Annotated in this window: 24 protein-coding genes and 2 pseudogenes; 10 read left to right on the forward strand and 16 right to left on the reverse strand. The window is 66.0% G+C overall.

Going from position 1 to position 26,615, the window contains the following annotated elements:
• Positions 1-7: 7 nt before the first annotated feature.
• Positions 8-2,638, forward strand: coding sequence for a helix-turn-helix transcriptional regulator (locus VJV41_RS14735; protein WP_414684961.1), 2,631 nt, complete (start codon positions 8-10; stop codon positions 2,636-2,638).
• On the opposite strand, the gene VJV41_RS14740 is transcribed toward VJV41_RS14735, so the two are convergent.
• From VJV41_RS14740 to VJV41_RS14755, 4 genes are read right to left on the reverse strand one after another with little or no spacing between them, the layout of a single operon-like run.
• Complete coding sequence (locus VJV41_RS14740) at positions 2,584-3,261, reverse strand: CoA transferase subunit B (protein WP_325334896.1); 678 nt, start codon at positions 3,259-3,261, stop codon at positions 2,584-2,586. The genes VJV41_RS14735 and VJV41_RS14740 overlap by 55 nt on opposite strands.
• Positions 3,258-4,040, reverse strand: a complete 783-nt coding sequence (locus VJV41_RS14745; RefSeq protein WP_325334898.1) for a CoA transferase subunit A — start codon at positions 4,038-4,040, stop codon at positions 3,258-3,260. Before VJV41_RS14745 ends, VJV41_RS14740 begins: the two co-directional genes overlap by 4 nt.
• Positions 4,037-4,807, reverse strand: coding sequence for a 3-oxoadipate enol-lactonase (pcaD, locus tag VJV41_RS14750; protein ID WP_325334900.1), 771 nt, complete (start codon positions 4,805-4,807; stop codon positions 4,037-4,039). Before pcaD ends, VJV41_RS14745 begins: the two co-directional genes overlap by 4 nt.
• Complete coding sequence (locus VJV41_RS14755) at positions 4,807-6,027, reverse strand: acetyl-CoA C-acetyltransferase (protein ID WP_325334902.1); 1,221 nt, start codon at positions 6,025-6,027, stop codon at positions 4,807-4,809. Before VJV41_RS14755 ends, pcaD begins: the two co-directional genes overlap by 1 nt.
• 77 nt (positions 6,028-6,104) lie before the next feature.
• Between VJV41_RS14755 and VJV41_RS14760 the strand changes: the two genes are divergently transcribed.
• Positions 6,105-6,998 carry a LysR substrate-binding domain-containing protein gene (locus VJV41_RS14760; RefSeq protein ID WP_325334904.1) on the forward strand — a complete coding sequence of 298 codons (894 nt, stop codon included), beginning with the start codon at positions 6,105-6,107 and terminating at the stop codon, positions 6,996-6,998.
• Between the two features lie 70 nt (positions 6,999-7,068).
• On the opposite strand, the gene meaB is transcribed toward VJV41_RS14760, so the two are convergent.
• Together meaB and VJV41_RS14770 are read right to left on the reverse strand one after the other, a co-directional pair.
• Complete coding sequence (gene meaB / locus VJV41_RS14765) at positions 7,069-7,944, reverse strand: methylmalonyl Co-A mutase-associated GTPase MeaB (protein WP_325334906.1); 876 nt, start codon at positions 7,942-7,944, stop codon at positions 7,069-7,071.
• A 10-nt stretch (positions 7,945-7,954) separates the two neighbouring features.
• Positions 7,955-9,094, reverse strand: a complete 1,140-nt coding sequence (locus tag VJV41_RS14770; RefSeq protein WP_325334908.1) for a thiolase family protein — start codon at positions 9,092-9,094, stop codon at positions 7,955-7,957.
• Positions 9,095-9,165: 71 nt separating this feature from the next.
• On the opposite strand from VJV41_RS14770, the gene VJV41_RS14775 reads away from it, so the two are divergent.
• Complete coding sequence (locus VJV41_RS14775; protein WP_325334910.1) at positions 9,166-9,930, forward strand: SDR family NAD(P)-dependent oxidoreductase; 765 nt, start codon at positions 9,166-9,168, stop codon at positions 9,928-9,930.
• Complete coding sequence (locus VJV41_RS14780; RefSeq protein WP_325334912.1) at positions 9,927-10,520, forward strand: SDR family NAD(P)-dependent oxidoreductase; 594 nt, start codon at positions 9,927-9,929, stop codon at positions 10,518-10,520. The genes VJV41_RS14775 and VJV41_RS14780 overlap by 4 nt, the downstream gene beginning before the upstream one ends.
• A gap of 213 nt (positions 10,521-10,733) precedes the next feature.
• Here VJV41_RS14780 and VJV41_RS14785 read toward each other — a convergent pair whose 3' ends face one another.
• From VJV41_RS14785 to VJV41_RS14800, 4 genes are read right to left on the reverse strand one after another with little or no spacing between them, the layout of a single operon-like run.
• A complete protein-coding gene (locus VJV41_RS14785) occupies positions 10,734-11,501 on the reverse strand; it encodes an enoyl-CoA hydratase/isomerase family protein (protein ID WP_325334914.1) in 768 nt (255 codons plus the stop codon).
• 33 nt (positions 11,502-11,534) lie between these two features.
• The gene (locus VJV41_RS14790; protein ID WP_325334917.1) at positions 11,535-12,623 is read right to left on the reverse strand and encodes an acyl-CoA dehydrogenase family protein; all 1,089 of its coding nucleotides are present in this window, start codon (positions 12,621-12,623) and stop codon (positions 11,535-11,537) included.
• On the reverse strand, positions 12,610-13,422 hold the full coding sequence (locus tag VJV41_RS14795) for an acyl-CoA dehydrogenase family protein (protein WP_325334919.1): 813 nt from the start codon (positions 13,420-13,422) through the stop codon (positions 12,610-12,612). The genes VJV41_RS14790 and VJV41_RS14795 overlap by 14 nt, the downstream gene beginning before the upstream one ends.
• Positions 13,407-14,804: a class I adenylate-forming enzyme family protein gene (locus VJV41_RS14800; protein ID WP_325334921.1), complete on the reverse strand. Its 1,398-nt coding sequence runs from the start codon at positions 14,802-14,804 to the stop codon at positions 13,407-13,409. Before VJV41_RS14800 ends, VJV41_RS14795 begins: the two co-directional genes overlap by 16 nt.
• A 100-nt stretch (positions 14,805-14,904) precedes the next feature.
• On the opposite strand from VJV41_RS14800, the gene VJV41_RS14805 reads away from it, so the two are divergent.
• Entirely contained in the window at positions 14,905-15,915 is a 1,011-nt protein-coding gene (locus VJV41_RS14805; protein ID WP_325334923.1) for a ferredoxin--NADP reductase, read from the forward strand.
• Here VJV41_RS14805 and VJV41_RS14810 read toward each other — a convergent pair.
• From VJV41_RS14810 to VJV41_RS14825, 4 genes and pseudogenes are all read right to left on the reverse strand, one after another.
• Positions 15,903-16,949 carry a CoA transferase gene (locus VJV41_RS14810; protein ID WP_325334925.1) on the reverse strand — a complete coding sequence of 349 codons (1,047 nt, stop codon included), beginning with the start codon at positions 16,947-16,949 and terminating at the stop codon, positions 15,903-15,905. The two genes, VJV41_RS14805 and VJV41_RS14810, sit on opposite strands and share 13 nt — an antisense overlap.
• Positions 16,950-16,977: 28 nt before the next feature.
• The gene (locus VJV41_RS14815) at positions 16,978-17,934 is read right to left on the reverse strand and encodes an LLM class F420-dependent oxidoreductase (RefSeq protein ID WP_325334927.1); all 957 of its coding nucleotides are present in this window, start codon (positions 17,932-17,934) and stop codon (positions 16,978-16,980) included.
• A 79-nt stretch (positions 17,935-18,013) separates the two neighbouring features.
• A pseudogene (locus VJV41_RS14820) lies at positions 18,014-18,400 on the reverse strand (cobalamin B12-binding domain-containing protein); the annotation flags it as partial.
• A complete protein-coding gene (locus tag VJV41_RS14825) occupies positions 18,401-19,978 on the reverse strand; it encodes a methylmalonyl-CoA mutase family protein (protein WP_325334931.1) in 1,578 nt (525 codons plus the stop codon).
• 178 nt (positions 19,979-20,156) lie between these two features.
• Between VJV41_RS14825 and VJV41_RS14830 the strand changes: the two are divergent.
• From VJV41_RS14830 to VJV41_RS14845, 4 genes and pseudogenes are all read left to right on the forward strand, one after another.
• A pseudogene (locus VJV41_RS14830) lies at positions 20,157-20,650 on the forward strand (hypothetical protein).
• Entirely contained in the window at positions 20,647-22,167 is a 1,521-nt protein-coding gene (locus VJV41_RS14835; RefSeq protein ID WP_325334932.1) for a fatty acid--CoA ligase family protein, read from the forward strand. The pseudogene VJV41_RS14830 and the gene VJV41_RS14835 overlap by 4 nt, the downstream one beginning before the upstream one ends.
• Positions 22,164-22,466, forward strand: a complete 303-nt coding sequence (locus VJV41_RS14840) for a hypothetical protein (RefSeq protein WP_325334934.1) — start codon at positions 22,164-22,166, stop codon at positions 22,464-22,466. The genes VJV41_RS14835 and VJV41_RS14840 overlap by 4 nt, the downstream gene beginning before the upstream one ends.
• Positions 22,467-22,478: 12 nt before the next feature.
• Complete coding sequence (locus VJV41_RS14845; protein WP_325334936.1) at positions 22,479-23,984, forward strand: adenylate/guanylate cyclase domain-containing protein; 1,506 nt, start codon at positions 22,479-22,481, stop codon at positions 23,982-23,984.
• 125 nt (positions 23,985-24,109) lie between these two features.
• Here VJV41_RS14845 and VJV41_RS14850 read toward each other — a convergent pair whose 3' ends face one another.
• Positions 24,110-24,883 carry a hypothetical protein gene (locus VJV41_RS14850; protein ID WP_325334938.1) on the reverse strand — a complete coding sequence of 258 codons (774 nt, stop codon included), beginning with the start codon at positions 24,881-24,883 and terminating at the stop codon, positions 24,110-24,112.
• Between the two features lie 171 nt (positions 24,884-25,054).
• Between VJV41_RS14850 and VJV41_RS14855 the strand changes: the two genes are divergently transcribed.
• Positions 25,055-25,885, forward strand: coding sequence for an SDR family NAD(P)-dependent oxidoreductase (locus tag VJV41_RS14855; protein WP_325334940.1), 831 nt, complete (start codon positions 25,055-25,057; stop codon positions 25,883-25,885).
• On the opposite strand, the gene modA is transcribed toward VJV41_RS14855, so the two are convergent.
• Positions 25,882-26,613: a molybdate ABC transporter substrate-binding protein gene (gene modA, locus VJV41_RS14860; RefSeq protein WP_325334998.1), complete on the reverse strand. Its 732-nt coding sequence runs from the start codon at positions 26,611-26,613 to the stop codon at positions 25,882-25,884. The two genes, VJV41_RS14855 and modA, sit on opposite strands and share 4 nt — an antisense overlap.
• Positions 26,614-26,615 lie beyond the last annotated feature (2 nt).

The raw sequence follows: 26,615 nt of genomic DNA on the forward strand, positions 1-26,615 counted from the left end.
GGTGATCATCGTGGCCACGACCTGCGTCGGGCGCGATCCTGAACTGGCCGAACTCGGCCGCCGCGCCGCCGCGACATCGGCTGGCGGGGCCGAGGTCATCGCGGTTGTCGGCGCACCGGGCATCGGCAAGAGCGCACTACTGCGGGCGCTAGCCGACCAGCACGCCGGTACCGTGCTCTACGCCAGAGCGACACCGTGGGAAGCCGACATCGCTGGTGCAGTGCTGAACCAGCTGCTGCAGGACCAGCCGCCCGCCGAACCTGTCGAAGCAGCAACGGTTTTCGTGGATCGGATCCAAACCGTCGATGCGCCCGTGCAGGTGGTGGTGGACGATGCTGAGCACGCCGACGAGGCGTCGATGCGCGTACTCACCACCGCCGTGAGACACCACCGTGCCCTCCCGCTGCTGGTGGTGCTCGGGATGACAAATCTGACGAATACCACCGCGGACCTCATCTCCGGTGAGATCCGACTCGACGGGCTCGACGCGACGGCGATGGCCGACCTGGCTGCCCAGCGCGGCCGGGTGATGCACCCGGCGATGGTCGAGGTGCTCACCCGGCACACCGGCGGCAATCCGCGCGACGCGCTGGCCCTTCTCGATGAACTGCCGGCGTCGGTGTGGTCGCGGCCCGACGCGCAGCTTCCGGCCCCCTCACATGTCATAGCCGACGTTGCCGCCCAGCTGAAGCGGTGCGGGCCGGACGGACGCGCTCTGGTCGACGCGCTTGCGATCCTGGTCAACGGCTCCCTGGGCGAGGCAGCTCGGCTGGCCGGACTCAACGACCCGCTGGAAGCGATCGACCAGGCTACCGCGGCGGGGCTCCTGGGCGGTGTGTCGGAGTTCGAGCCCCGGCTACGCGATCCGCTGACGCGCGCAGCCATCGTCGGTCTCATGGGGGCACGCGCCGCCGGCGAGGCGCATCGCCGCGCGGCGGACGTGGTGGCGGACCCGGTTCGTCGGCTTGGCCACCTCGTCGCCGCGACGCCAACCCCGGACGCCGCCCTCGCCGACGAGGTCGACCGACTGGCCCGCGCGCGGGGCACCGAGGGCGCATGGGCCGAGGCCGCCAGCCTCTTTCGCGAGGCCAGCCGGCTCAGTTCCGATCCGCTGTTGCGCGACGATAGGCTCACCCGCTCAGTGGACGCGCTCGTCGCGGCCGGCGACTGCGACGGCGCGGCCGCCCTAGTCCCAGCCGTCGAGAGCCTGCGCGAGACGCCGCTGCGCAACGCCGTCCTGGCCTACCTGGCGATCGTCCGAGGGCGGGCGCCCGAAGCCGAGGTGCGGCTTGGCCGCGCGTGGGACATCGTCAACGTCGAACGCGACCCGGAATCGGCCGCCCTGATAGCCCAGCGTCACGTCCTGCACTCGCTGGTGCGCTGCCGTGGCCGCGAGCTGGTCACCTGGGCGGACCGTGCGCTCGAGCTGGCGGGCGAGGACTCGCCAGCCGGGATCGAGGCCGCCGCCATCCGCGGTTTGGGACTTGCGGCGGCCGGTCTTCCAGACGAAGCGTCCGCGGCCTACGACAGCCTGGCCGCCCGCGTCCGCCATGGCCCCCAGGCGCAACGAATCACCATGGGCCGCGGCTGGCTGCAGCTGAGTCAGGACGACCTGGACAGCGCTCGCAGCAACCTGGAAGGCGCCGTCTCCACGACCGAGTTCGGCGGTTCGTCGCGGATCGCGCTGTGGGCGCTGGGCTGGCTGGCGCGGGTGCAGTTCCTGACCGGCGAGTGGGACCGGGCGCTACAGACCGTCGAGCAGGGCCGAGGGCTGGCCGCGTCGAGTGGCATCGTCCTGGCGACGCCGCTGCTGGAGTGGACCCAGGCGCAGGTGCATGCGCTGCGCGGCGACTGGGACAAGGCCGCCGCCGCCGTGCGGGCTGCGGACGCGGTCACCGGCGAATACGAGATGATGCGAATCCCCACTCTGCTTGCACGCGCGCAGATCGCCGAAGCCGGCGCCGACTATTCCAAGGTGCGTCGTGTGCTGGGTCCGCTGACCAAAATGCCGTCCGGTACCGCGCTCGATCCCGGGCTTTGGCCGTGGACCGACGTGCTCGCCAACGCGATGGTCATCGACGGCCAACTCGACGCTGCCGACGCGTTTCTGCGTCCACACGAAGAGCGCGCCCGCGCCCTTGGTCATCGCTCCACCCTCGCCCGCCTTGGCTACGCGCGTGGACGGCTATTGGGCGCGACGGGCGAATTGGCGGCCGCGCGAAGGGCTTTCGACGAATCACTGGAGCTGCTCGACGGGCTGCCGTTGCGCTATGACCTGGCTCGGGTCAACTTCGCCTACGGCCAAACGCTTCGCCGGGCCGGCAAACGCCGCGCGGCCGACGCGGTGATCGGCACCGCGCGTGAGCTCTACCTGTCGCTCGGCGCGCATACCTATGTGGCGCGCTGCGAGCGTGAACTCAAGGCCGGCGGGCTGCACATCCAACGCGCGGGGCGCGGCCACGCGGAACTCACGCCACAGGAGGAGGCGGTGGCTTCGCTTGTGGCGCAGGGATTGTCCAATCGAGAGGTGGCTGCCGAACTCTACGTCTCGCCGAAGACCGTGCAGTACCACTTGACCCGGATCTACGCCAAGCTCGGCGTCCGTTCGCGTTCGGAACTGACGGCGCTGCGCCGCTGAGTAACCGGTGCGCCTGTCTTGGCCACCACCTCGTTGACCGTCACGCCGGGCGCCGCCTCGACCAGCTCGAAGCCATCACCTGCGACGTCCAGCACGGCCAGATCGGTGATGACCCGGCTGACCACCCCGCGGCCGGTCAGCGGCAAGTCGCATGCGGCGACCAATTTGGCGTCGCCGGCCTTCGTCACGTGGTCCATCAGCACGATCACCCGACCGGCACCGTTCACCAGGTCCATCGCGCCGCCCATACCCTTGACCATCGCGCCCGGCACCATCCAGTTGGCGAGGTCGCCGTTCATTGCGACCTGCATACCCCCCAGCACGGCGACGTCGATGTGGCCGCCGCGGATCATCGCGAAGCTGGTCGCCGAATCGAAATACGATGCGCCTGCAACCACCGAGACGGTTTGCTTGCCGGCGTTGATCAAATCGGGGTCTACTTCGTCCTCGTACGGGAACGGGCCGACCCCGAGGATCCCGTTTTCAGCGTGAAGCGTGACATCCGAACCCTCCGCGAGGTAGTCGGGAATCAGGGTGGGCAGGCCGATGCCGAGGTTGACGTAATCGCCGTCATGCAGCTCCTTGGCGGCACGGGCCGCCATTTGCTCACGAGTCCAACTCATTTCGCGGTCTCCTTCGCCCGGCTTCGGGTGGTGCGCTTCTCAATGTCCTTGCGCGCAGCCTGCTCCGAGGTGAGCGCGACGATCCGCTTGACAAAGACGCCGGGCAGGTGGATCTCGTCAGGATGCAGAGCGCCGACCTCGACGATCTCCTCGGCCTCGACCACGCTGATTCGACCCGCCATGGCCGCCGGCGGGTTGAAATTCCGTGCGGCCGCGTGGAATTTGCAGTTGCCCGCAGTGTCGACCACAGCGGCGCGGATCAACGCGAAATCTGTGACGATGCCCTCTTCAAGGACCATCTCCTGACCGCGGAAGCTGCGAATCTCCTTGGGCGGCGACGCGAGCGCGACGCTGCCGTCGGCGTGGTAGCGCCACGGCAGACCACCCTCGGCGACCAGGGTGCCAACGCCGGTGGGCGTGAAGAAGGCGCCGATACCGCTTCCGCCCGCGCGCATCCGCTCCGCCAGGGTGCCCTGGGGGGTGAGCTCCACGGTCAGCTCACCAGCCAGGTACTGGCGGGCGAATTCCTTGTTCTCGCCGACGAAGGAGGCGATGACCCGGCTGATGCGGCGAGCCTCCAGCAGCAGGCCCAGGCCGGCGCCGTCGACGCCGCAGTTGTTCGACACGATGGTGAGATCGCTTGCGCCCTGCTCGAGAAGGGCCTCAATGAGGAACCACGGGATGCCGGCCAGGCCGAAACCACCAACCGCCAGGCTGGCGCCGGACGGGATGTCGGCGACCGCCTCGGCGGCCGAGCCGACGACTTTGTTCAGCGTCATGACTGCTCCAGGTGCTCGATGAGGGCTCCGGTGATGATGTCGGGCTGCTCGGCGTTGGCCAGATGCGCGGCGTGGGGCACGATCAGCAGTCGGGCGTCCTTCACACCGGCGGCGATCTCGGCCAGCATGGCCGGCGGAGTCGCCGGGTCGTCGGCCCCCGCGATCGCCAAAGTCGGCGCGGTAATGGAGGCCAGGTCGTCGCGTAGGTCGAGGGCGGCAATCGCCTCGCAGCAGCCGGCGTAGCCCTCGGCCGGAGTGGCGCCCACCATCGCCTGGTGGACGTCCCGGATATCGGGGTGGGCCGCCAGGAAGTCCGGAGTGAACCAGCGCTCGACGACCGCGGCGGCCACCGCGCTGCAGCCGTGGGCTCGCACTGTCGCGGCGCGTTGGGTCCAGTTGGATGCGGGAGGCAGCAGCGCGCCGGTGCACAGCAGAGCCAGCCGGTCCACGCGGTCGGGGTTACGGGCCGCGACCCGCATACCCGTCATGCCACCGAGCGACAGCCCGACAAGGTGGGCCCGTCCGACGTCGAGCCGATCCAACAACGCGATGACGTCGTCAGCCAGATCGTCAATTCCATAGGGTCCCAACGGAACCGGAGACGAACCGTGGCCGCGGGTGTCGTAGCGCACCACCCGGAACCGCTCCTCGAACGCGGCCAGCTGCGCATCCCACATCCGGTGGGTGGAGCCGAGCGAGTTGGATAACACCACCACCGGGCGATCGCCGCGCCCGGTAACCACGGCGTGCACCGGCACCGCGCTCATCAGACGGCCTCGAAAACCGCGGCCAGGCCCTGGCCGCCGCCGATGCACATGGTTTCGAGAACAAACCGCGCCTGACGACGCTTGGCCTCGTACGCGGCGGTGGCAAGGATCCGCGCGCCAGTTGCACCTATCGGATGCCCCAGCGAAATACCCGAGCCGTTGGGATTGAGCCGCTCGTCGAGCGGATCGACCTTCCACTCGGATAGCACGGCGAGGACCTGCGCGGCGAAGGCCTCATTGAGCTCGATGAGATCGATGTCGCCCAGCGTCAGCCCGGCACGGTCGAGGGCGGCCGCGGTGGCGCTTACCGGGCCAATACCCATACGGTCCGGCGGGCATCCCGTGATCGCCCATGAGCGCAGCGCCAAAAATGGTGTCAATCCCCGGTTTTCGGCCTCGTCCCGGGTGGTGACGACGCACATCGCGGCGCCGTCGTTCTGCCCGGACGCGTTTCCGGCCGTGACAGTGGCCGCGGGATCAGCGTTGGTGCGGATCGGACGAAGCGCAGCGAGGTCCTCGACGGTGACGTCGGCTCGCGGATGCTCGTCTCGGTCGACGACAGTGTTGGGCTTGCCGCGCTTGCCGGGCACCGTGATCGGGACCAGTTCGGTGCTGAACTTTCCGGAGTCGTGAGCCGCCGCGGCGCGATGATGTGAGCGTTCGGCAAGGCGGTCCTGCTCCTCGCGGGAGATGTCATAGGCCTTGCGCAGGTTTTCGGCGGTTTCGATCATGCCGCCGGCAACCGGATACGACGCACCGCCGGCCGTCTGACGAGCCCGATCGAGGCGATCCATCAATTCAATCCCGCCCTGCTTGATCCCCGAGCGCAGTCCAAGCGCGTAGTGCTCGACATTGGACATCGATTCCGCGCCGCCGGCCACCACGACGCTGGCTGCACCGGTGGCGACCTGGGCGGCGGCGTAAAGGACCGCTTGAAGACCCGAGCCGCAGCGGCGGTCGATCTGCAGCCCAGGTACACCGGTGCCCAAACCGGCATCAAGAGCGGCAATCCGGCCGATAGCCGGGCTCTCGCCGTTGGCATAGCCGTTGCCGAGGATTACGTCATCGACGTCACCTTCACCGAGTCCGGTTCGGTGGCCGAGTTCACGCAGCAGCGCTGTGGCCAACTCGGCGGCCGACAACGATGCGAGTGCACCGCCCATGCGCCCGACCGGTGTGCGCACCGGCTCGCAGATGACGATATCTCTTCCAACGGTCATGACTTAAAACTATGGAACGGCGCTGATATTCTGAAATATCTATTTCGCGCTTATTGAGAGCATTGGAGTCTTAGTCAGTGGAGCTGCGCCATCTCCGCTACTTCCGCGCCGTCGCGGAAGAGCTGCACTTCGGGCGCGCCGCCGTGCGGCTGCACATTGCTCAGCCGCCTCTGTCGCAGCAGATTCGTCAACTCGAGCGGGAACTCGCGGTGACCCTGCTTGTCAGGAACACACGCAAGGTCGAGCTGACGCCGGCGGGCAAGGCCTACCTCGACAGGGCAGTGGCGATTCTGGACGCGGTCGATGAGGCGGGGCGGCAAGCGCAGCGCATCGCGCAGGGGGCGGAGGGCCATCTCGCCATCGGCTGTGTCGGCTCGGCAACCTACTCCCTGCTTCCCCGGCTGGTTCGCGCGTTACGTGAGGAACTGCCTGGAGTCGATGTGAGCGTGCGCGGGGAAATGCTCGCGCCCGCCCAGATCTCGGCACTGCTGGCCGGCGATATCGATCTGGCGCTGCTTCGTCCGCCCATCGACGAGCCGGGAGTGATCGTCGAAACGGTGCGTCGAGATCGGCTGATCGCCGCACTGCCCGAGGGCCACTCGTTGGCTGCTCGTAACCAACTGCGCATCAACGATTTTAGTGACGAGGAGTTCATAGTGCATGCCGGCCATGGCCGTTCGGTCATGAACAGTGTGCTGATGGCGATGTGTGCGGACGCCGGATTTGTGCCTCGCGTGCGCCACGAAGTCGAGGAGACTTCCACCCTGGTCACGCTTGTGGCCGCGGGGCTCGGAGTGGCAGTGGTGCCCGAGCCAACAGCCGCCCTCGATGTGGCGGGGGTCTGCTATCGACGTTTGAGCCCTGCCCGGTTGGGTGTGGACTTGGCCGTCGGTCGCGCGGTTCTGGCGAACTCCCCGCTCATCGAGAATGCGCTCTCGACCCTACGGAAGGTTGCGGCTGGCCCGAACTGATGATCTGCCGCCTCGGCGCTGGCTGCCCTCGCAGTAAGTGTGCGCGGCGCGAGGGTGACGCGGAGAGGGCTCAGGGCACAACAGGCGCGGCGAAGAGTTGTTCGGCTGCGGTATACGGGTCGTGGCGGCCCTCAGCGACTTGTTCTGCCAAGCGATCCACTTCAGGATGGTTCCGCATTCGGGTCTGCGCCAGTGACAGAATCTGCGCGCGGGCACGCGCTACGCGTCGCTCCGGAGTGTCCGCGCGGTGATGCGCTTCGATCGCCGCAACGAGCTCCGGGATGCCCTCCCCTTGTGCAGCAACGAGTTTCAGGATGGGCGCCATCGTCTCACCACGGAGGTCACGCACGGTTTGGTCGGCGCCTTCGCGGTCCGCCTTGTTCACCACCACGATGTCGGCGACTTCGAGCAGGCCCGCCTTGGCAGCCTGAACAGCGTCGCCTGCACCAGGATTCAGAATAACGACGGTGGGATCGGCCACTGCGGCGATCTCGATCTCTGATTGCCCTACGCCGACGGTCTCCGGCACGATCACGTCGTACGACAGCGCCGCAAGGAGCCTGATAGCGGCCGGGATCGCGGCGGCGAGTCCGCCGAGATGACCGCGCGTCGCCACTGAGCGGATCAACACGTCAGGGTCGTTGATGTGCGCGGCCATCCGGATGCGGTCACCCAACAGCGCTCCCCCGCTGAATGGAGACGACGGATCGACGGCCAGCACCGCGACACGCATGCCGCGCTCGCGGTAGGCGCCGACCAAAGCCCCAACCGTCGTTGACTTACCTGCACCCGGTGGTCCCGTCACGCCGACGATCAACGGAGGAGTCGTCGGGCCTAGCGCATCGAGTACTTCCTCGCGGCGCGGACTTTCGACGAGGCTCAACAAGCGGCCGGCGGCTCGGGTCGATCCGTTGCGCGCCGCCTCGATGAGCTCGTCGATGGTCATCTCTGCCAGTCTAGGGAGCGGGTACCTCGATGACCGTGGCAGAACCCATTCCTCCGCCGGCACACATCGCCGCCACTCCGATACCGCCACCCCGCCTGCGCAGTTCGTGCACCAGCGTGACGAGCATCCGCGCGCCAGTCGCGGCGACCGGATGGCCGAGCGAGCAGCCGCTGCCGCTGGGATTGACCTTGGAGGGATCGATGTCGAGCGACTTGATGGTCGCCACGCACATCGACGCGAATGCCTCGTTGATCTCGAACAGGGCCACATCCGCCAGCGAAAGGCGTCCACGCGCAAGGGCTTTCGGGATCGCCTCGACTGGCGCCAACCCCGTCGACGCCGGATCCACGCCGACCGACGCCCACGACCGGATGATCGCCAGCGCCGGCAGTCCGAGGCGATCGCTCGCGATGCCGATTATCGCCGCGCCGTCGTTGCCGCCGCAGGCATTGCCCGCCGTGATCGAAAACCCTTCGATCTCAGGATGCAGCGGCTTGAGCGCGGCCAGCTTCTCCAGGCTGGTTTCGCGACGTGGATGTTCGTCGACCTCGAACAAGCCATACGGCGTCTCGATCGGCACGATCTCGTGCTTGAACCGACCCTCGTCGATCGCCTGGATGGCCTTGCGATGCGACCCCAGCGCCCACTCGTCCATCTCTTCGCGCGAGATGCCCGCCTTGACCGCGGCGTTCCAGCCCACCGTGATCGACATATCCATGTTCGGTGCGTCCGGGCGGTCGGGATGCGTGGGCGGGAACCAGTCGACCATCTCGTCGCCGGCCCGGCGCTTGAACCGCGGCGACGTCGACGCCGAGTTCACCCCGCCCGCGAGGATGAGCTGTTCCATGCCGGCCCGAATGCTGGCCGCGGCGCTCTGCACAGCTGCCTGGCCTGCAGCGCAGTGTCGATTGACGGCCAGACCTGGAACTGACGGCAGCCCCGCTGTGATCGCGGCATGCCTCGCGACGACACCGCCACCGTAGAGTCCCTCGCCCAGGATCACGTCGTCGATCGGCGTCGAGCCGAGATCGGCAACCGCGGCGCCCACGACGTGCTCGGCCAGCTGGTAAGCGTCGGTGTCACGCAGCGTGCCCTTGACGGCGGTGCCGATAGGCGTACGCAGGGCGGACACAATGACGGCGTCAGGCATGGGTGTCTCCGTTCCGGATGAGAATGATATTCTCTCAGTCCGAGAGTGCCAGTTGCAAGAAGGGGAACCATATGCAAATCGCAGGTAGCTCGGCGATCGTCGTTGGAGGCGCAGGTGGCCTGGGTGAAGCGACTGTCCGCCGCCTGCATGGCGCCGGCGCCAAGGTTGTGGTCGCCGACCTCGCCGACGACAAGGGCAAGGAGCTCGAGAACGAGCTCGGTGTGCGCTATGTCCGCACCGACGCCACCTCGGAGGAGTCGGTGAACGCGGCGATCGCCGAGGCGTCGTCGCTGGCTCCCCTGCGGATCTCCGTCGACACCCACGGGGGTCCCGCCAGCGGCGGCCGGCTCATCGGCAAGGACGGCTCGCCCCTTGACCTCGACGGCTTCAAGAAGACGATCGAGTTCTACCTGACGGCGGTCTTCAACGTGATGCGGCTGTCGGCGGCCGAGATCGCCAAGTCGGAGCCGCTCGATGAGGGTGCTCGCGGCGTCATCGTCAACACGGCCTCGATCGCCGGCTACGAGGGACAGATCGGCCAGCTTCCCTACTCCGCCGCCAAGGGCGGTGTGCTGGGCATGACGCTCGTCGCTGCGCGCGACCTCTCGCCGCTCGGCATCCGCGTCGTCACCATCGCTCCCGGCACCATCAACACCCCGGCGTACGGCAAGGCGGCCGATCAGCTCGAGCAGTACTGGGCGCCGCAGGTGCCGTTCCCCAAGCGCATGGGCCGATCGGTTGAGTACGCGCAACTGGCGCAGAGCATCATCGAAAACGACTATCTCAACGGCGAAATCATTCGTCTCGACGGGGCGCTGCGGTTCCCGCCGAAATGACCCTCGACGGCAAGGTGGCGTTCGTCGCCGGTGCCAGTCGTGGCATCGGCGCAACGGTGGCCAAGGCGCTTGCGGCACAGGGTGCTTCGGTCGCCGTCGCCGCACGCTCCGAGCGCGACGGCAAGGTGCCCGGCACGATCCATGCTGTCGCCGACGCGGGCGTGCTGTGGCTCGGGCCGATCGAATCGACACCGCTGAAGCGCTGGCAGCTGTGCCTGAACGTGAACCTGACCGGTGTCTTCCTGGTGACGAAGGCCGTCATACCGCATGTGCGGGCACGCGGCGGCGGATCGCTCATCGCGACCACCACGACTGGCGTCGGCATGGTCGAGCATGGCTCGAATGCCTACTGGATATCCAAGGCCGCCGTCGAACGGCTGTACCTTGGGCTGGCCTCAGATCTGAAGAGCGACAACATCGCCGTGAACTGCCTGAGCCCTTCGCGGGTGGTGCCGACGGAGGGCTGGCTGGCCGGCGGCGGCATGGAGATTCCGCCGGAAGCGATGGCCAATGCCGCGGTGTTGCTCGCCCAGCAGGACGCCAGCGGCATCACGGGCTCCATCCAACGTTCGGAAGAGCTCCCCGTCTAGTTCCGCGAGCGTGCGTGTCTGTACGCCGACACACCGCAAATCGTGTACACGTCGCGCACCTTCACCAACCGTCGAACGTGCGCATCTGATACGCAGCGCAAACCGCAATGCGGGTATTGCGCTGCGCACTGTCATGAAGCGCCGAGCGTGCGCAGAGTGCACGCATATCACGGCGTGTCGGCGTACAGACACGCACGCTCGCGGTAGTGGGGGCTAGCTCTTCTTGGCGTTGAGGCGGGTGACGATGTTGCGGAAGTCCTCAGTCTGGAAGGACTGCTCCTCGGCGGCGTTGGCGTAGTCGAGCACGGCCAGCACCGAACGCTCGAGGTGAATGTTCAACAGCCGCTTGGTGCTTTCGACGGCTTGCCGTGGGAGCTCCATGATTTTCTTGGCACACGCCAGCGCCTCGGCCAGCGGATCCTCGACGACGTGATTGGCCAGCCCGAGCTCCGCGGCGCGCTGGGCCGAAATACGGGTACCGGTGAGCGCGTACTCCTTGGCGTGCAGCAGGCTCATCTGCAGCGGCCAGACAAGCGGTCCGCCGTCCGCGGCCACCAAGCCGACCTGGACATGCGGGTCAGCCAGGTACGCATCGTCTTTCATGTAGACGATGTCGGACAGCGCCACCAGGCTGCAGCCCAGCCCGACGGCCGGGCCATTCACCGCCGCCACCACCGGAATTCGGCAGCGCGCCATCCCCAGCACGATCTCGCGGCCATGCAGGATGGTCTTGGCGCGCAGATCGGCGTCCTGGCGTAACTCCTCGAGATACGCGAAGTCACCGCCGGCAGAAAATGCCCTACCCGCTCCAGTGATCACCGCGGCACGTGCTTCGCGGTCCTCACCCAGGCGTGCCCAGATGTGGGCCAGGCCGACGTGCAAAGCATCGTTGACGGAGTTCAGCGAGTCCGGCCGGTTGAGCGTGATGATGCGCAGCGCCCCGTCGGACTGGACATCGATTTCCGGTGGCAGATCGTACAATTCAGTACCTTTCGTTCTTCGCCCGAGCGCTCATCACACTTCCAAACCCAAAATGCGCGACGCGATGATGTTCTTCTGAATCTGGCTGGTACCGCCCATCACGCTTTGCGCGCGGCTGTACATGTAGGCGCCGAACAGTTCCGGATCGCTGGTCCCGACGGTGGCCAGCGCAGCATGCCCGACCGATTGCTCGGTCCACGTCATCAACAGCTTGTCCAGCGACCCCTGCGGCCCGTGGGTGATGCCGTCGAGTTGCTCGGACAGCCGCCTGCGCACGTGCAACCGCAGCATCTCGGTCTGCACCCACGCCCACGACAATTCTTCCGGTGGCGGGCCCTCCACCCGGGATGCCAACTGGTGCAACAGCTTCCCGTACCGAGCGGAGAACCCGAGCGTCGACGGCTCGCGCTCGTGGCTGACGACGGTCATCGCGAGCTTCCAGCCCTCGCCCGGCGCGCCCACCATGTTCTCGACAGGCACCCGCGCACCGTCGAACAAAACCTGACCGAATTCCTTGGTAACGCCGCTGATCATCTTCAGCGGTCGCTGCTCGATCCCTGGCTGATGCATGGAGACGATGAACGCCGAAATGCCGCGGTGCTTGGGGACGTCCTTATCGGTGCGCGCCAGCAGCAGACACCAGTCGGCCACATCGGAATAGCTCGTCCAGATCTTGTGCCCATGGATAACGTACTCGCCGTCCTCGTGGGTCGCCGTTGTCGTCAACGATGCCAGATCGGATCCTGCACCCGGCTCGCTGAAGCCCTGGCACCACCGCTCGGTTCCGTTGATCATGCCGGGCAGGAACCGCTGTTGTAGTTCCTTGCTGCCGTGGTCACCAAGGCCGACCACGAGATAGCCGAGGCTGGGCCGAGCCGGAACGCCAGCCTTCGCGATCTCCTCGTCGACGATGACGTCGTAGACCGGTGGCAGGTCCTGGCCGCCATACTCTTTCGGCCACGACATGCCGAAGAAGCCGGCCTCATACAGCGCTTGATGCCACTCGCCCTGCTTGGCCCAGTACTCGTCGCCGGACGTCGGGAACTTGCCCTTCTGTTCGGTCAGCCAGCCGCGAAGCCTGTTCCGGAACGCGGCTTCCTCGGGCGAATCACGAAAGTCCAATGGACAGCTCCTCCAGCTTCACGGGCCATGCTTCGGTGGCGGCCAGCACCCGGCGCAGGTACACGTGGGCCAGGCATTCCCAGGTGTTGCCGATGCCGCCATGCACCTGGATCGATGTTTCGCAGACGGCCAACGCCGCACGGGTGCAGTAGATCTTGGCCACCCGCGCGGCCTCGATGGCCTCCGCCGCCGGCACCTCGTCGACCGCCCATGCAGCATGGCGCAACACGCTGATCGAGCCCTCGATCAGCGCAAGGCTCTCGGCCAGTACGTGCGCAACGGCCTGATACGACCCGATCGTCGCGCCGTACTGCTCCCGGACCTTCGCATAGTCCACAGCCAACGCATGCGCTCCGCGCGCGGAACCCACGAGGTCGGCACACGTCACCGTCAGCGCGAGTGCCCGCCAGCGGCCGGCGTCGCCTTCCGAGAGCTCACCAAGCTCGGCGGGCGACTCCACCCCTCCGGCAAGGCTTTTGGTCAGATCGACGGACTCCGGGCCTTCAGCCGCCGACGGCGCACGACCGATGCGACCCGCGAGGTCGTCGGTCAGCACAGGCCCGATGAAGGGCACGTCGACGAGCCCACGCGCGAACTCCTCGGCGACGATGGCGACCTCTACACCGGACGCACCGTCGGATCGCAGAGTGCGAAAGCCCGCGCCCTCAACCGCCTTTTCGAGCCGGGCGATGCGGGCCTGATCGTCGATATCCGCTACTGACCCGGGCCCAAGATCGTCGGCCAGCTTGGCAGCGGCCTCCCGCAGCTGCTGCTGTTCACTTGTCAGACGCACGTCCACAGACGCTCCTTCAACACTCGGCGCAACACCTTTCCCGATGGCAAGCGGGGTATTTCGGGCACGAACACCACACGACTCAGCCGCTTATACGACGCCAGCCGCTCCCCGACCAGGTCCACAAGCTCATTCGTCTCAACAGGGCCACACGTCTTGACCGCGGCGACGACCGCCTCGCCGTTCGCCGCGTCAGGCACACCGAACACGGCGCAGTCCTCGACGGCCGGATGCCCGTGGAGCACCGCTTCGATCTCGGCGGGCGCGACCTGAAAGCCCCGCACCTTGATCATTTCCTTGGCGCGGTCGGTAATGCGCAACCAACCGTCGGTATCCAGGTAGCCGACATCGCCCGTGCGGTACCAGCCGTCTGAAAACGCCTGAGTTGTCGCATCGTTCGGCAGATACCCGGTCATCACGGAACCCGACCGCACCTGGATCTCACCGACTCGCCCCGCGGACAGTGGCTCACCGGTCTCCAACGCGACGATCCGCACACGCACTTCGGGCACCGAGCGTCCCACGGTGTCGAGGCGAGCGCCTTCGATATCGTTGCAGGCGATGACAGGAAGCTCGCTTGCGCCGTATGCCGTTACCCAGTTCACCCCGGTTCTGCGGGTGACGGCCTCGGCGACGCTTGCGGTGACGGGCGTCGCGCACCACATGATGTACCGCAGCGACGACAGGTCGTAGGTTTCCAAGTTGGGGTGGGCAGCCAACGCCAAAGCGATAGGTGCGACTGCCATTTCGATCGTGATTCGGTCGGTCTCGATGTGGTGCAGCATCGCGTCGATGTCGAAACGGCGATGCAGCCTGATCCACGCGCCGGTATCGAGTGCCATCGCGATGTTGAGCAATCCAAGGATGTGTGACGGCGGCGTCATGATCTGCATACGGTCGGCCGACGACAGACCCAACGCATCGCGCCAGTGCCGCACAGCCACCCCAAAGGACTCGTGGGTGTGCCGGACAGCCTTGGGCATACCGGTCGTTCCCGAGCTGAACACGAGCAGCGCTTCGGATTGCGGGGCGGGTACTTCGACTGCACGCTGACCCGGGGTAACGGATTCGTCCAGGTGCAGCATCGGCATCAACTCGGCGAGCACCGGATGATCACCGACCGCATGCGAGGGAGTCGTCAGCGACAGCGCGTGCTCCACCTCCGCCCGCTTCCAGGCCGGGCTGAGAAGCACCGCCGATGCGCCCAGGCGCCAGATGGCCCAGAGTGCGGTGACGAACTCCGGACGGTTCGACGACATCAGCGCAACGCGCTCCCCGGGCCGCACACCACCGTGTTCGAGCACAGTCGCCATGCCATTGGCGAGGGCGTCGAGCTGCGGGATGCTGTATTCCCGCTGCTCAAAGGCGAGCGCTACCCGCTCACTCACGTCGCGCCCGCCCCTTTCCGGGAATTGAGAAGGTTTCGGTTCTCGAGGAGAATGGTATTCTCTTAATATCAGAATGACAATGCCAGGCGGCAGGGGGGCCATGGTCAAGCCGCACTTGTTCCACCTTGCGACGGTGTCTCGGATCATCAAGGAGACCGCCGACGCACGGACCTATGTGCTGGCTCCCGATGAGACGCCATTCCCCTACAAGGCCGGGCAGTTCTGCACGTTCAAGGTGAACGTTGACGGCGAGGACCTATACCGGTCCTATTCGATGTCGAGCGCACCCGAGACCGATTCCGAGATGGCCACGACCGTCAAGCGAGTGCCAGGCGGCAAGGTGTCCAACTGGATGCTGGACAACATCACTGAGGGCGACGAAGTCACTATGACGCGGGCCGCCGGCACCTTCTGCCTGACGCCCACATCGGCGCCTCTGCTGGGCTTCAGCGGCGGTAGCGGTGTCACGCCGATCCTGTCTCTCGTCAAGAGCGCATTGGCCACCACCGACCGCGCAGTGCGCCTGCTGTGCGCGGACAAGGACCGGGCGTCCGTCATCTTCGAGGGCGTACTCGACGATCTCGTCACCCGCTACCCGGACCGGCTGTCGATCGTGCGCCACATCGACGCCGAACAGGGGCTGATCGATCCGGCGGCGATCGTCGACTTCGTCGGTGACAACGCCGACGCCGACTGCTATGTCTGTGGGCCCGAGGGATTCATGTCGGTCGTGACGTCGGCGCTGTCTGGTCCGGGGACGGTGTTCATCGAGGACTTCGACGCCGCGCCGCAGACCCACGAGCCCGCATCGGCGGAGCAGGACAGCGGCAAGGTCGACGGCACCATCACGATCCACCTCGACCGCACGAAGGCCACAGTGCCTCGGGTCGAAAACGAGACACTGCTCGAGAGCGCGCGCAGGGCTGGTATGTCGCCGCCCTTCTCCTGCGAGGCGGGCAACTGCGGCACGTGCATGGCGCGGCTGTCGGAAGGCAGCGTGACCATGCGAGTCAACGACGCCCTAGAACCAGACGAGGTCGAAGACGGTTATGTGCTGACCTGCCAAGCTATTCCGGATACGCCGTCTGTAACGGTCCACTACGAAGACTGATCCCCATGCTCGTCGAGCATCGGCGGTGGCCGGTATGCGGGCTCGTACCCGTCGATCCGGATCGGGCTGCGGACGAGCTGAAACTCCCCCGCCTGCACGATGACTTCGGCTGTGGCTTCCAGCGCCTCGGGTAGCGTCCGCACGGCGGCTGCGGGAATGCCGCGCGGACGCAATCGCGACTCCCAACTCGCCGCCGTATCCGTTGCCAACGCGGCGCTGACGACGGCGAGCACCTCGTCGCGGCGCTCCGCACGCTCGGCCATCGTCGGATAGCCATCGATCTTCGCCTCGGACGCAAAGGCTTTCCAGAATGCGTCGTGAGTGATGAATAGCGCCAAGTACCCTTCGGCCGTCGAAAACAACTGGGCTGGAACGTAGTAGGAGTGCGCCCCGAATGGATAGCGCCGCGGCGCGGCGCCGTCGTTGAGGTACGCCGACGCGCGGTAGTTCAGCTGAGACAGCATCACGTCGCGTAGCGACACGTCCACCTGACCACCGCGCCCGGACACGATTTGTGCGAGTAGCCCCAGCGCCGCCGCCAGCCCGGTCGAGTTGTCCGCCGACGAATATCCCGGCAACGTAGGCGGGCCCGCCGGATCGCCCGTCATCGCCGCGACGCCCGTCGCGGCCTGGATCACGTAGTCGAATGCCGGGTCGTCACCGCCGTCCAGCCCGAAGCCGGTCATCGCAACGCAGACGATGCGCTCGTTGTACTGACGTAGCGAGTCATAAGTAAGGCCAAGACGTTTGATCGCCGACGGCTTCATGTTGACCAGCAGCGCATGCGAATTCGCGACGAGCTCGCCGAGCCGCTGCCGCCCAGCCTCGGAGCGCAGATCTAGACATACGCTCTGCTTGTTGCGGTTGAGGCTGGCGAAGTAGCTGTCGCTGACCTGACGCGAGATCTCACCCCCCGGCGGCTCGATCTTGATGACCTCGGCGCCGAGGTCGGCCAGCAGCATCGTCGCGTACGGGCCGGCCAGCATCACGCCCGCCTCGAGGATGCGGATACCGGAGAGCGGCCCTTGGCTCATCGGTGCCGTCGGCTCTTCGCGCGAGCGCTCATCGCACTTCCGCGGCCAGCTGCGAAATGACTTCGCGTGTCCGATATTTCGATGCGATCAACTCGTCGCGCGTCTCGCCGATCGGCAGTAGCCGCACCGACAAATCGGTGACACCGGCATCGGCGAAGCGGCGGAACCGCGCGAGGATCGCCTCCTCGTCGCCGGCGGCGGTCAGATCGCCGACATCGCGGGCATCGCCGCGATCCAGTAGCTTCTGATAGTTCGGCGAGGTCTCCGCCTCGGCCAAGATGCGGTTGGCGCGCGCCTTCGCGGCGTCGATCTCGGAGTTGGCGCATAGGCAAACCGGGATGCCCGCGACGATGCGCGGTGCCTTACGCCCGGCGTTGTCGGCGGCCTTGGTGATTCGCGGTGCGATGTGATCGCCGATGGCGCGCTCATCGGCCATCCACAACACGGTGCCGTCGGCGAGTTCGCCTGCGATCTGCAGCATTACCGGCCCGAGCGCCGCGACCAGCACCGGCATCGGCGTCGCCGCGGCCAGCACTGTCGGGTTGTGCACAGTGAACGTGTCGTTCTCCACGTCGACCTCGCCAGGGCCGGCCAGTGCGGTGTTGATCACCTGGAGATAGTCGCGGGTGTACGCCGCCGGCTTCTCGTACGGGATGCCGAGCATGTCGCGCACGATCCAGTGGTGCGACGGACCGACGCCGAGCGCCAGCCGACCGCCAGTGCCTGCATGGACCGATAACGCCTGACGGGCCAACGCGATCGGATGCTGCGCCTGCAGCGGTACCACGGCGGTGCCAAGCTCAATCCGCGACGTGCGGCCGCCCATGAGCGACACCATGGTCAAACAGTCGAAGTCATTGGGCACCTGGGGCATCCACGCGGTGTCCATGCCGGCCGATTCCGCCCACTCGATGTCCTCGAGGAACTTCTTGACCTTGCGGGCCATATCGCCACGCTCGGCCCCGATCATCACGCCAAGGCGCATCTCAGTCCACCTTCTCTTCCGGTGGGCTGGGGGCACCTCCCGGCCGAAGGCCAGGGGGAGAGCGAAGCGACCCGGGTATTGATGCGGTCAGCTTGCGCACCTCGTCGACAAGGACATCGAGCGATGTGCCCGTGGGAAACACCGCAGCAGCACCGGCTTCGCGGAGTTTGGCAACATCGCCCTGCGGTATCGTCCCGCCGACGACGACCGCGATGTCGCCGGCGTCGGACGCCCTCAGCGCCTCGACGGTCCGCGTCGTCAGCGCTAGGTGCGCACCCGACAGAATCGAAAGCCCCACCAGCGCAACGTCTTCCTGAAGCGCAATCGAGACGATGTCCTCGACGCGCTGGCGAATGCCCGTGTAGATGACTTCGAAGCCGGCGTCCCGCAGTGTGCGCGCGACGATCTTGGCTCCGCGGTCGTGGCCGTCGAGACCGGGCTTGGCAACAAGTACACGAACGGCCACCTAGAACACCACCGGCTGCTGGAATTCGCCCCACACCGCTTTGAGTGCAGAGACCATTTCGCCGACCGTGCAGTAGGCGTTGGCGCAGTCGATCAGCTTGTACATCAGGTTGTCATCGCCTTCGGCCGCGCGAGACAAGGCGGCCAGAGCTTCCTTCACTGCGACCCCGTCGCGCTCGGCCTTGACCTTGGACAGCCGCTTGAGCTGAACGTCGCGGCCTTCGGCGTCGAGTTCGTAGGTCGCGATGTCGGGTGGCGGCTCCTCGGACACGAATTTGTTGACGCCAATAACGGGCCGGACACCCGATTCCACCTCCTGGTGGATCTTGAACGCCTCGTCGGCGATCAGACCCTGCAGGTAGCCGTCCTCGATGGCGCGCACCATGCCGCCGTGCTGTTCGAGGTCGTGCATGATCTCGATGATCTTCTCTTCGGTGGCGTCGGTGAGCGCCTCGACGAAGTAGGAGCCGCCCAGCGGGTCGGCCACCTTGGTGACACCGGTCTCGTACGCCAGGATCTGCTGCGTGCGCAGCGCCAGTGTCGCTGACTCCTCGCTGGGCAGCGCGAACGGCTCGTCCCACGCTGCGGTGAACATCGATTGGACACCGCCCAACACCGCGGCCATCGCCTGGTAGGCGACCCGCACCAGGTTGTTCTGCGCCTGCGGCGCATACAACGACGCGCCGCCGGCGACGCACCCGAACCGGAACATCGACGCCTTGTCCGTGGTGGCGCCGTAGCGTTCGCGCACGATCGTGGCCCACCGCCTGCGGCCCGCCCGGTACTTGGCGATCTCCTCGAAGAAATCGCCATGCGTATAGAAGAAGAAAGAGATCTGCGGCGCGAACTGGTCGATGGTCACGCGGCCGCGCTCGACCACAGTGTCGCAGTACGTCACGCCGTCGGCGAGTGTGAACGCCATCTCCTGAACGGCGTTGGCGCCGGCGTCGCGGAAGTGAGCCCCGGCGACCGAGATCGCGTTGAACTTGGGCGCATCTTCCGCGCAGAACTCGATGGTGTCGGCAATCAGGCGCAGCGACGGCGCCGGTGGCCAGATCCAGGTGCCGCGTGAGGCGTACTCCTTGAGGATGTCGTTTTGGATGGTGCCGGTCAGTTTGACCCGCGGCACGCCCTTCTTCTCCGCGGCAGCCACATAGAAGGCCAGCAAGATCGCCGCGGTCCCATTGATCGTGAAGCTGGTGCTGATCTTGTCGAGTGGGATGCCGTCGAACAGGATCTCGGCGTCGGCCAGCGTGTCGACCGCGACCCCGACCCGGCCGACCTCCTCGCCGAACTCCGGGTCGTCGGAGTCGTAGCCGCATTGCGTGGGCAGATCCAGCGCCACAGACAGGCCGGTGCCGCCCTGGTCCAACAGGTAGCGGTAGCGGCGGTTGGATTCCTCGGCCGTACCGAAACCCGAATACTGACGGAACGTCCATGTCTTGCCGAGGTACCCACTGGCGAAGTTGCCGCGCGTGAAGGGATACGTACCCGGCGCAGGTGGATCGGCGTCCCGATCGGCCGGTCCGTAGACCGGCTCGAGCGGGATGCCAGAGGGGGTCTGTACAGGCTCGCTCATCACTGGATAACGTACTTGCACAAAATGAGAATGCCAATACCGCCCTGCGGAAATATGCACTGAGAGAGGGCGGCGTCAGACTGTAGAACCGGGCCGAACCCCCAGCAAACAGCGAATATGGCACTTGCCTAGAATGAGAATGCCAATACCATCAAGGGACGGCACATCGAGGAGGCCCATGTCCACGTTCAGCGACCGCACTCTCGTCGTCTCGGGCGGTAGCCGTGGCATCGGGCTGGTCATTGCGCTGGGCGCCGCCAAACAGGGCGCGAACGTGGTGCTGCTGGCCAAGACGGCCGAACCGCACCCGAAGCTACCGGGAACCGTCTTCACCGCCGTTGCCGAGATCGAAGAGGCCGGTGGCAAGGGCGTCGCCGTGAGTTCAGCCAGGAACGGGCTGGGGCAAGCATCGGCTTTAGCTGTTTGTGGCCGGAGACCCATATCGCGACCTCGGCGGTCGCCAACATGGCCGACGGCGAACTGATGTCCTCGTCGCGCAGCCCGGAGATCATGGCCGACGCCGCTGTCGAGATCCTGTCCCGCGCGCCCATGGACGTCAACGGCCAATGCTTCATCGACTCCGCCGTGCTGGCCGAGTCCGGTGTCAGCGACCTGTCTCGCTATGGCGGCGGCGACGACCCCATCCTTGATATCTTCGTCGACAAGTCATGAGTATCTCGTTGCTGCTGGAAATGGCGGCGTCGTCGAATCCGGACCGCACCGCGCTGGTGTCCGGCGACATGCGCTTGACCACAAGCGAACTGAGCTCACTTGCCGACGGCGGCGCAGGCGTGATCGCCGCCTCCGGCGCCCAGCACGCGGCCTACATCGGCACCGGCGGCGTGATGTTGCCGCTGCTGCTGTTTTCCTCGGCCCGTGCGGCGGTTGCGTTCACGCCGCTGAACTACCGGCTCAGCGAGGACGGCCTGCGGCAGTTGATCGACCGCCTGCCGACGCCGCTGGTGATCGCAGACGCCGACTACCGCGACATGCTGGCCGGCGCCGGCAAGCAGGTGATGACCTCCGAGGAGTTCATCGACGCTGCCCGCAGCGCCGAACCCGCTGCGGAATTCCCGGATCCCGACGATGTCGGGGTGGTGCTCTTCACGTCGGGCACCACGTCGCGGCCCAAAGCCGTTGAACTGACTCACAACAACTTGACCAGCTACGTGACCGGCACCGTGGAGTTCGACGCCGCGGACCCCAGCGACGCCGCGTTGATCTGTGTGCCGCCATATCACATCGCAGGCGTCAGCGCCGCGTTGTCGAATCTTTACGCGGGCCGAAAGATGGTGTATCTCCGCCAGTTCGACCCGAACGAGTGGGTGCGCCTGGTCCGCGACGAGGGCGTGACGGCGGCGACCGTAGTGCCGACGATGCTGGACCGAATTGTCACAGTGCTGGAGCGAGACAAGGTGGCACTGCCGACGCTGCGCAACTTGGCCTACGGCGGGTCCAAAGTTGCTCTTCCCTTGGTACGCAAGGCGCTTGGCCTGCTGCCGGACGTTGGTTTCGTCAACGCCTACGGTCTCACCGAGACCAGCTCCACGATCGCGGTTCTCACCCCGGAGGACCACCGGGCCGCACTGACCGCTTCAGACGAGGCGGGCGCTCGGCGGCTGGGGTCCGTCGGACAGCCGGTACCCAGCGTCGAGGTGCAGATCCGCGCCGAGGACGGCGCCGTACTCGGCCCGGGTGAGACCGGTGAGCTGTTCGTCCGTGGCGAGCAGGTGTCGGGGCGCTACGCCGAGATCGGGTCGGTGCTCGATGCAGACGGGTGGTTTCCCACCAAAGACGTTGCCATGCTTGACGAAGACGGCTACCTTTTCATCGGCGGTCGTTCTGACGACACCATCATCCGCGGCGGAGAGAACATCTCCCCAGCCGAAATCGAGGACGTACTCGTCGAACACGCGTCCGTGCGCGATTGCGCGGTCGTCGGCCCGGACGATCCCGAATGGGGCCAGATCATCGTCGCGGTGGTGGTGCCCGCCGAAGGCACGACGCCCGACCCTGACGAATTGCGCGAGCATGTGCGAGCGCATCTACGCGGATCACGCACACCTGACCGGGTGGTGTTCCGTGACGAGCTGCCGACCAACGCGACGGGCAAGGTGTTGCGTCGCGAACTGGTTGATGAATTCGCGCGCGCACGCGAGGGGCACGAAAAACACAGGAGCCGAACATGATCAAGAACGGCACGCGGCTGCAGAGCCAGGTCTGCGATACCCAGGTGATCGTCGTCCGCAGCGCGGACAGCCTCGATGATCTGCGGGCGGGCGGCGTCCCGATGGTGCCGCTCGACGCGCAGAAATCCGCCGACGCCACAATGGATCCGGCCTTGTCTGACGGCAACGTGATGGGCAAGCGCTACGTCGACGAAAACGGTGCCGAGGTGCTCGTCACCAAAGCGGGGTCCGGGACACTGAGCATCGGAACTACTCCACTGAATCTGAAGGAAGCCAAGCCGCTACCGGCCAGCGACTGACACGATGGCCTTATGAGGCCACGCAGCCTGCTCGTTCGATATTCGGCAGGCCTTGCGTTCGCCTACCTCCTCTGCGCCGCAGAAGTCGTCGCGATCGTCATTTCGGTGAGCGGTGAGGCAGTCATCGGCGCGCAGGCCGTCCTCGGCCCGAAGAATCTCGTCGCGACGGTGGCGATTGTCGTCGTCGGAACCACCTCCGTGTGGCTGAGCAGCGTCGCCTTGGTCGGTCGCGCGCTTCACCGAGCGGGTTCTGCTCGAAAGGGAAAGGCGCCGAATATCACCCGGCGCCAATCCGCGATCCTGTTGACGCCATGGGTCATCGCCACGGTTGTGATGATTCCGTTGAACGTCAGCAATGGCGGCCGGGTTCTGACACTCATTGCTTCGGCAGTCATGTTCGGCGCGACGGCGACGGTATGCACCGGCTTTCTGTTCACCCAACGCCCGTTGCGCGCCCTGATGGTAGCCGCGACAGTGGATTTGGAGCACGCCGAGAGGGCGCCGGGAGTGCGGGCGCGATTGATCCTGATGTGGACCATGTGCACGGCGTTACCCGGCGCGGGAATCGTGGTCCTCGTAATGCTGCGAGCCAACGGTTGGATCATCAAGGACAACGCGCCGATCGAGGTTCCCATCTTGGTGCTTGCGCTCGTCGCCGTCATACTGGGATTGCGCGCAATGATTCTCGTGTCGTCTTCCATATCGGATCCCGTGCACGAGGTCGTCGACGCGATGGCGGAGGTAGAGCGCGGACACATCGGCCAGAAGATCGACGTCTATGAGCGATCCGAAATCGGCCAACTTCAAAGCGGATTCAACCGCATGGTCGCGGGACTGCGGGAACGTGACCAATTGCGGGACCTGTTCGGCCGTCATGTCGGCGAAGAAGTCGTCCGCCGGGCGGTCGCCGAAAACGAATCGCTGTCGGGAGACGAGCGTGAGGCCGCGATTCTGTTCATCGATCTGGTGGGGTCGACGCAGTTGGCGGCGACGCGGGAGCCACACGAGGTGGCCAAGGTGCTCAACGACTTCTTCCGCATTGTCGTCGCCGCGGTGGACAAACAGCGTGGGCTGGTCAACAAATTCCAGGGCGATGCGGCGCTGGCGGTTTTCGGCGCACCCCTACGCATCGACGATCCGGCGACGGCCACGTTGGCAACCGCACGGGCTCTGGCCGACGAGTTGCGCCGTCTGCCGGTCGACTTCGGCATCGGGGTATCGGCGGGCCCAGTCTTCGCCGGCAACATCGGCGCCGAAAACCGTTATGAGTACACCGTGGTCGGCGATGCCGTCAACGAAGCGGCGCGGCTGGCTGACCGCGCCAAGGAGTTCGACGGGCGCGTGTTGTGCTCAGCCGCGGCCTTGGCGCGCTCGGATGCCCCTGAGCGACGGTGCTGGGCGGTGTGTGGTTCCGAGGTGCTGCGAGGCCGGTCGGAGGCGACGGAAATGTCGGCGCCGGCTACACGCTGTGGCGCAGATACTGGCCGACCTGGCCGCGCAGTACCCGACAAACAGTGAAAGAGGAGAAGAGCGTCAAGGAACATCTTCGCTCGCTGATTCACCAACGGTGGGAGCCGAAGGGGCCATGGAACTAACCTCACCATCGTTGCGTGTTTCGAGAGACACCGCCCAATATCGGAGCGCTACTGCATATATCCGACAAACCCGAGGAACATAATCAGATAGCCCGGGAGGGACTTTGGCTCGAAAAACGCTGTGGTGACAAGACGTAGCGCGAACACGGCCACTCCAAGTAACCAGATGTAGTAGACAATGCGGACGATCCGGGCTGCGGGCCTGTGGAACCCATAGAACAATAACGCGAGGCGGAGCGTTAAGCGGCGCCCCTTCTGACCTTTTGGTCTCGCTGTCTCGACGCGTTGTGCCCAAAGGCGAAGGCCGATCGCGAGCAGCACCAAAGCTGCAACGATGAGTAGGTCTGCTGTGAAGTATTCGGGCACGCCGGCGACAGGGTTCAGGATGTCAAGGATCAAGAAGCCCACCAACATCGGCACCAAGCCCAGAAAAACGTAGTAGGCGCCACGCAGAACCCTCGCTGCTCGACTCTGAAACGGATAGAGAAGTAGCAGTCGGCGAAGCGTGACCGCCGGCCTCTGATCAACAGGAGGTGGGTTGGACTCCTCGACACGGGCGGACGCCTCGTCCAGCCAGGCCACTGCACGAGTGATCGCTTCCTGTTCTGCTTGAGACGAATCGCCAAGCGCCTTCCTCGCATTCCACCACTCGGCGGCGAAGGACACTTGGCGGCTCGCATCTTCAAGCGCCAGCTTGCGTCGGCCGGCCTGTGTTCTTCGTAGCCGCCAGTCGCCCACCACCAGGCCGAGAACCCCGAGGAAAGCGGACAGGATCGGCACCAACAGGGTGACGGCGACGTTTATTGCTTGCTCTCGGCTCACCTAGCCCGTACCCCCTAACGCTTCATCGCGCAAAGCGCTTACCTCGAAATCGTGTCATCTCCAGCAGACGCCGGCTGCCCTATTGCGCAGGTCGCTCTCCGCCACGTTGTCCGAAGTGCTCGGGCTGCCCACTGGTGTCTGCCAGGCGATCGGAACCAATAAGCTGACGCCGTGACTGAGTCGGCGCCGTTTAGCGGACAGGTCGCCGTGGTGACCGGCGGCGCACTCGGCATCGGCGGCGGCATCAGCCGGCGGCTGGCCGCGGCCGGCGCGCACGTCGTTCTTGCCGACATCGGCGCCGAGGCGGCCAATGCGACTCGCGACGAAATCGTTTCCGCGGACGGCCGCTGCACCGTCGTCGTCGGCGATATCCGGGAACGGGAAACGGTGGCCGCGGTGACGGAAACCGCGTTGGGCGTAGCCGATTCACGGATCGACATCCTGGTCAACAACGTCGGCGATTTCCGGCCGGCGGCGAGAACCTTTCTGCACAGCACCGAGGAGCATTGGCAGACGCTGTACGAACTCAACCTTCTGCACGTGCTGCGGATGTGCCATGCCGTGTTACCGGCGATGGTGAGTCGCGGTCGAGGCGCGATTGTGAACAACGCGACGGTCGAGGCGTTCCGCGGCATTCCCTACGCCGCGGTGTATGCGGCGTTCAACGCAGGTGTGGTGGCCTTCACGCGCAGCCTGGCCGTCGACGTGGCACAGCATGGCATCCGGGTCAACGCGATCGCACCGGACCTCGCCGACACACCGCAGACGCCGGCCGACTCGATGCTGCGCGGACGTGATCCGTCGTTGATCCGCACGTGGATCCCCGTGGGCCGATTCGGACAACCCGACGACTATGCGGCCGTCGTGCAGTTCCTGGCGTCCGACGACGCGCGGTTCGTCACCGGGCAGACGATCCCGGTCGACGGCGGCACGCTGGCCGCGGCCGGCTGGTATGCCCGCGCCGACGGCAAAGGTTGGACGAATATGCCCAACGAGACCTAGGGCTTGGCGAAACCTGCTGCGCTAAGGGTCTTTTGGCCCTGCTCGCTGATGACCAGTTCGACGAACTTGTGCGCCAACGCAGCGTTACTTGATTCCTTGAGCACCGCGATCGGATACGTGTTGACCGCACCGGCGGCTTCGGGGAACGCAACGGCGGTGACCTTGTCACCTGCCCCGATTGCGTCGGTGACGTAGACAAGGCCTGCGTCGGCTTGGCCGGTGGTCACTTTGTTGAGGACGTCGGACACCGAGGACTCTTCACTCACGGGCTTCAACTGCACACCGGTCGCCTGCTCCACTTTCTGAGTGGCCGACCCGCAGGGCACCTGCGGAGCGCAGACCACGACGTTGAGACCCGGTTGCGTGAGGTCCTTGAACGATGCGATCTTCTTCGGATTCCCGGGTGCGACAGCGATGGTGAGCGTGTTGGACGCGAAGTTCACCGGATCGCCGGCCAGCAGACCGCCCTGCGCTGCCTTGTCCATGTTCTTGGCGTCAGCGGATGCGAACACGTCGGCCTGGGCGCCCTGGGTCAACTGAGTGACCAGATCCGACGATCCTGCGAAGTTGAATTCGACTGAGGTACCGGGGTTTTCGGTCTTGAATTGCTCACCGATGTCGGTGAATGTCTTCTTGAGCGAGGCCGCGGCGAACACAACGATCTCCTGGTGCTCGGCCGCCGGCTGTTGCGAGGAGCTGCATGCGCTGACCAAAACGAGGGCCAGCATGC

Source organism: Mycobacterium sp. (assembly GCF_035274705.1).
In the GTDB taxonomy this organism is placed as follows: domain Bacteria; phylum Actinomycetota; class Actinomycetes; order Mycobacteriales; family Mycobacteriaceae; genus Mycobacterium.

What these genes read in the sequence shown, in the direction of transcription:
- VJV41_RS14740 (WP_325334896.1), bottom strand. Translation starts at nt 3,261, where the DNA reads ATGAGTTGGACTCGTGAGCAAATGGCGGCCCGTGCCGCCAAGGAGCTG.
- VJV41_RS14745 (WP_325334898.1), bottom strand. Translation starts at nt 4,040, where the DNA reads ATGACGCTGAACAAAGTCGTCGGCTCGGCCGCCGAGGCGGTCGCCGAC.
- pcaD (WP_325334900.1), bottom strand. Translation starts at nt 4,807, where the DNA reads ATGAGCGCGGTGCCGGTGCACGCCGTGGTTACCGGGCGCGGCGATCGC.
- VJV41_RS14755 (WP_325334902.1), bottom strand. Translation starts at nt 6,027, where the DNA reads ATGACCGTTGGAAGAGATATCGTCATCTGCGAGCCGGTGCGCACACCG.
- meaB (WP_325334906.1), bottom strand. Translation starts at nt 7,944, where the DNA reads ATGACCATCGACGAGCTCATCGAGGCGGCGCGCAACGGATCGACCCGA.
- VJV41_RS14770 (WP_325334908.1), bottom strand. Translation starts at nt 9,094, where the DNA reads ATGCCTGACGCCGTCATTGTGTCCGCCCTGCGTACGCCTATCGGCACC.
- VJV41_RS14775 (WP_325334910.1), top strand. Translation starts at nt 9,166, where the DNA reads ATGCAAATCGCAGGTAGCTCGGCGATCGTCGTTGGAGGCGCAGGTGGC.
- VJV41_RS14780 (WP_325334912.1), top strand. Translation starts at nt 9,927, where the DNA reads ATGACCCTCGACGGCAAGGTGGCGTTCGTCGCCGGTGCCAGTCGTGGC.
- VJV41_RS14805 (WP_325334923.1), top strand. Translation starts at nt 14,905, where the DNA reads ATGGTCAAGCCGCACTTGTTCCACCTTGCGACGGTGTCTCGGATCATC.
- VJV41_RS14810 (WP_325334925.1), bottom strand. Translation starts at nt 16,949, where the DNA reads ATGAGCCAAGGGCCGCTCTCCGGTATCCGCATCCTCGAGGCGGGCGTG.
- VJV41_RS14815 (WP_325334927.1), bottom strand. Translation starts at nt 17,934, where the DNA reads ATGCGCCTTGGCGTGATGATCGGGGCCGAGCGTGGCGATATGGCCCGC.
- VJV41_RS14825 (WP_325334931.1), bottom strand. Translation starts at nt 19,978, where the DNA reads ATGAGCGAGCCTGTACAGACCCCCTCTGGCATCCCGCTCGAGCCGGTC.
- VJV41_RS14835 (WP_325334932.1), top strand. Translation starts at nt 20,647, where the DNA reads ATGAGTATCTCGTTGCTGCTGGAAATGGCGGCGTCGTCGAATCCGGAC.
- VJV41_RS14840 (WP_325334934.1), top strand. Translation starts at nt 22,164, where the DNA reads ATGATCAAGAACGGCACGCGGCTGCAGAGCCAGGTCTGCGATACCCAG.
- VJV41_RS14845 (WP_325334936.1), top strand. Translation starts at nt 22,479, where the DNA reads ATGAGGCCACGCAGCCTGCTCGTTCGATATTCGGCAGGCCTTGCGTTC.
- modA (WP_325334998.1), bottom strand. Translation starts at nt 26,613, where the DNA reads ATGCTGGCCCTCGTTTTGGTCAGCGCATGCAGCTCCTCGCAACAGCCG.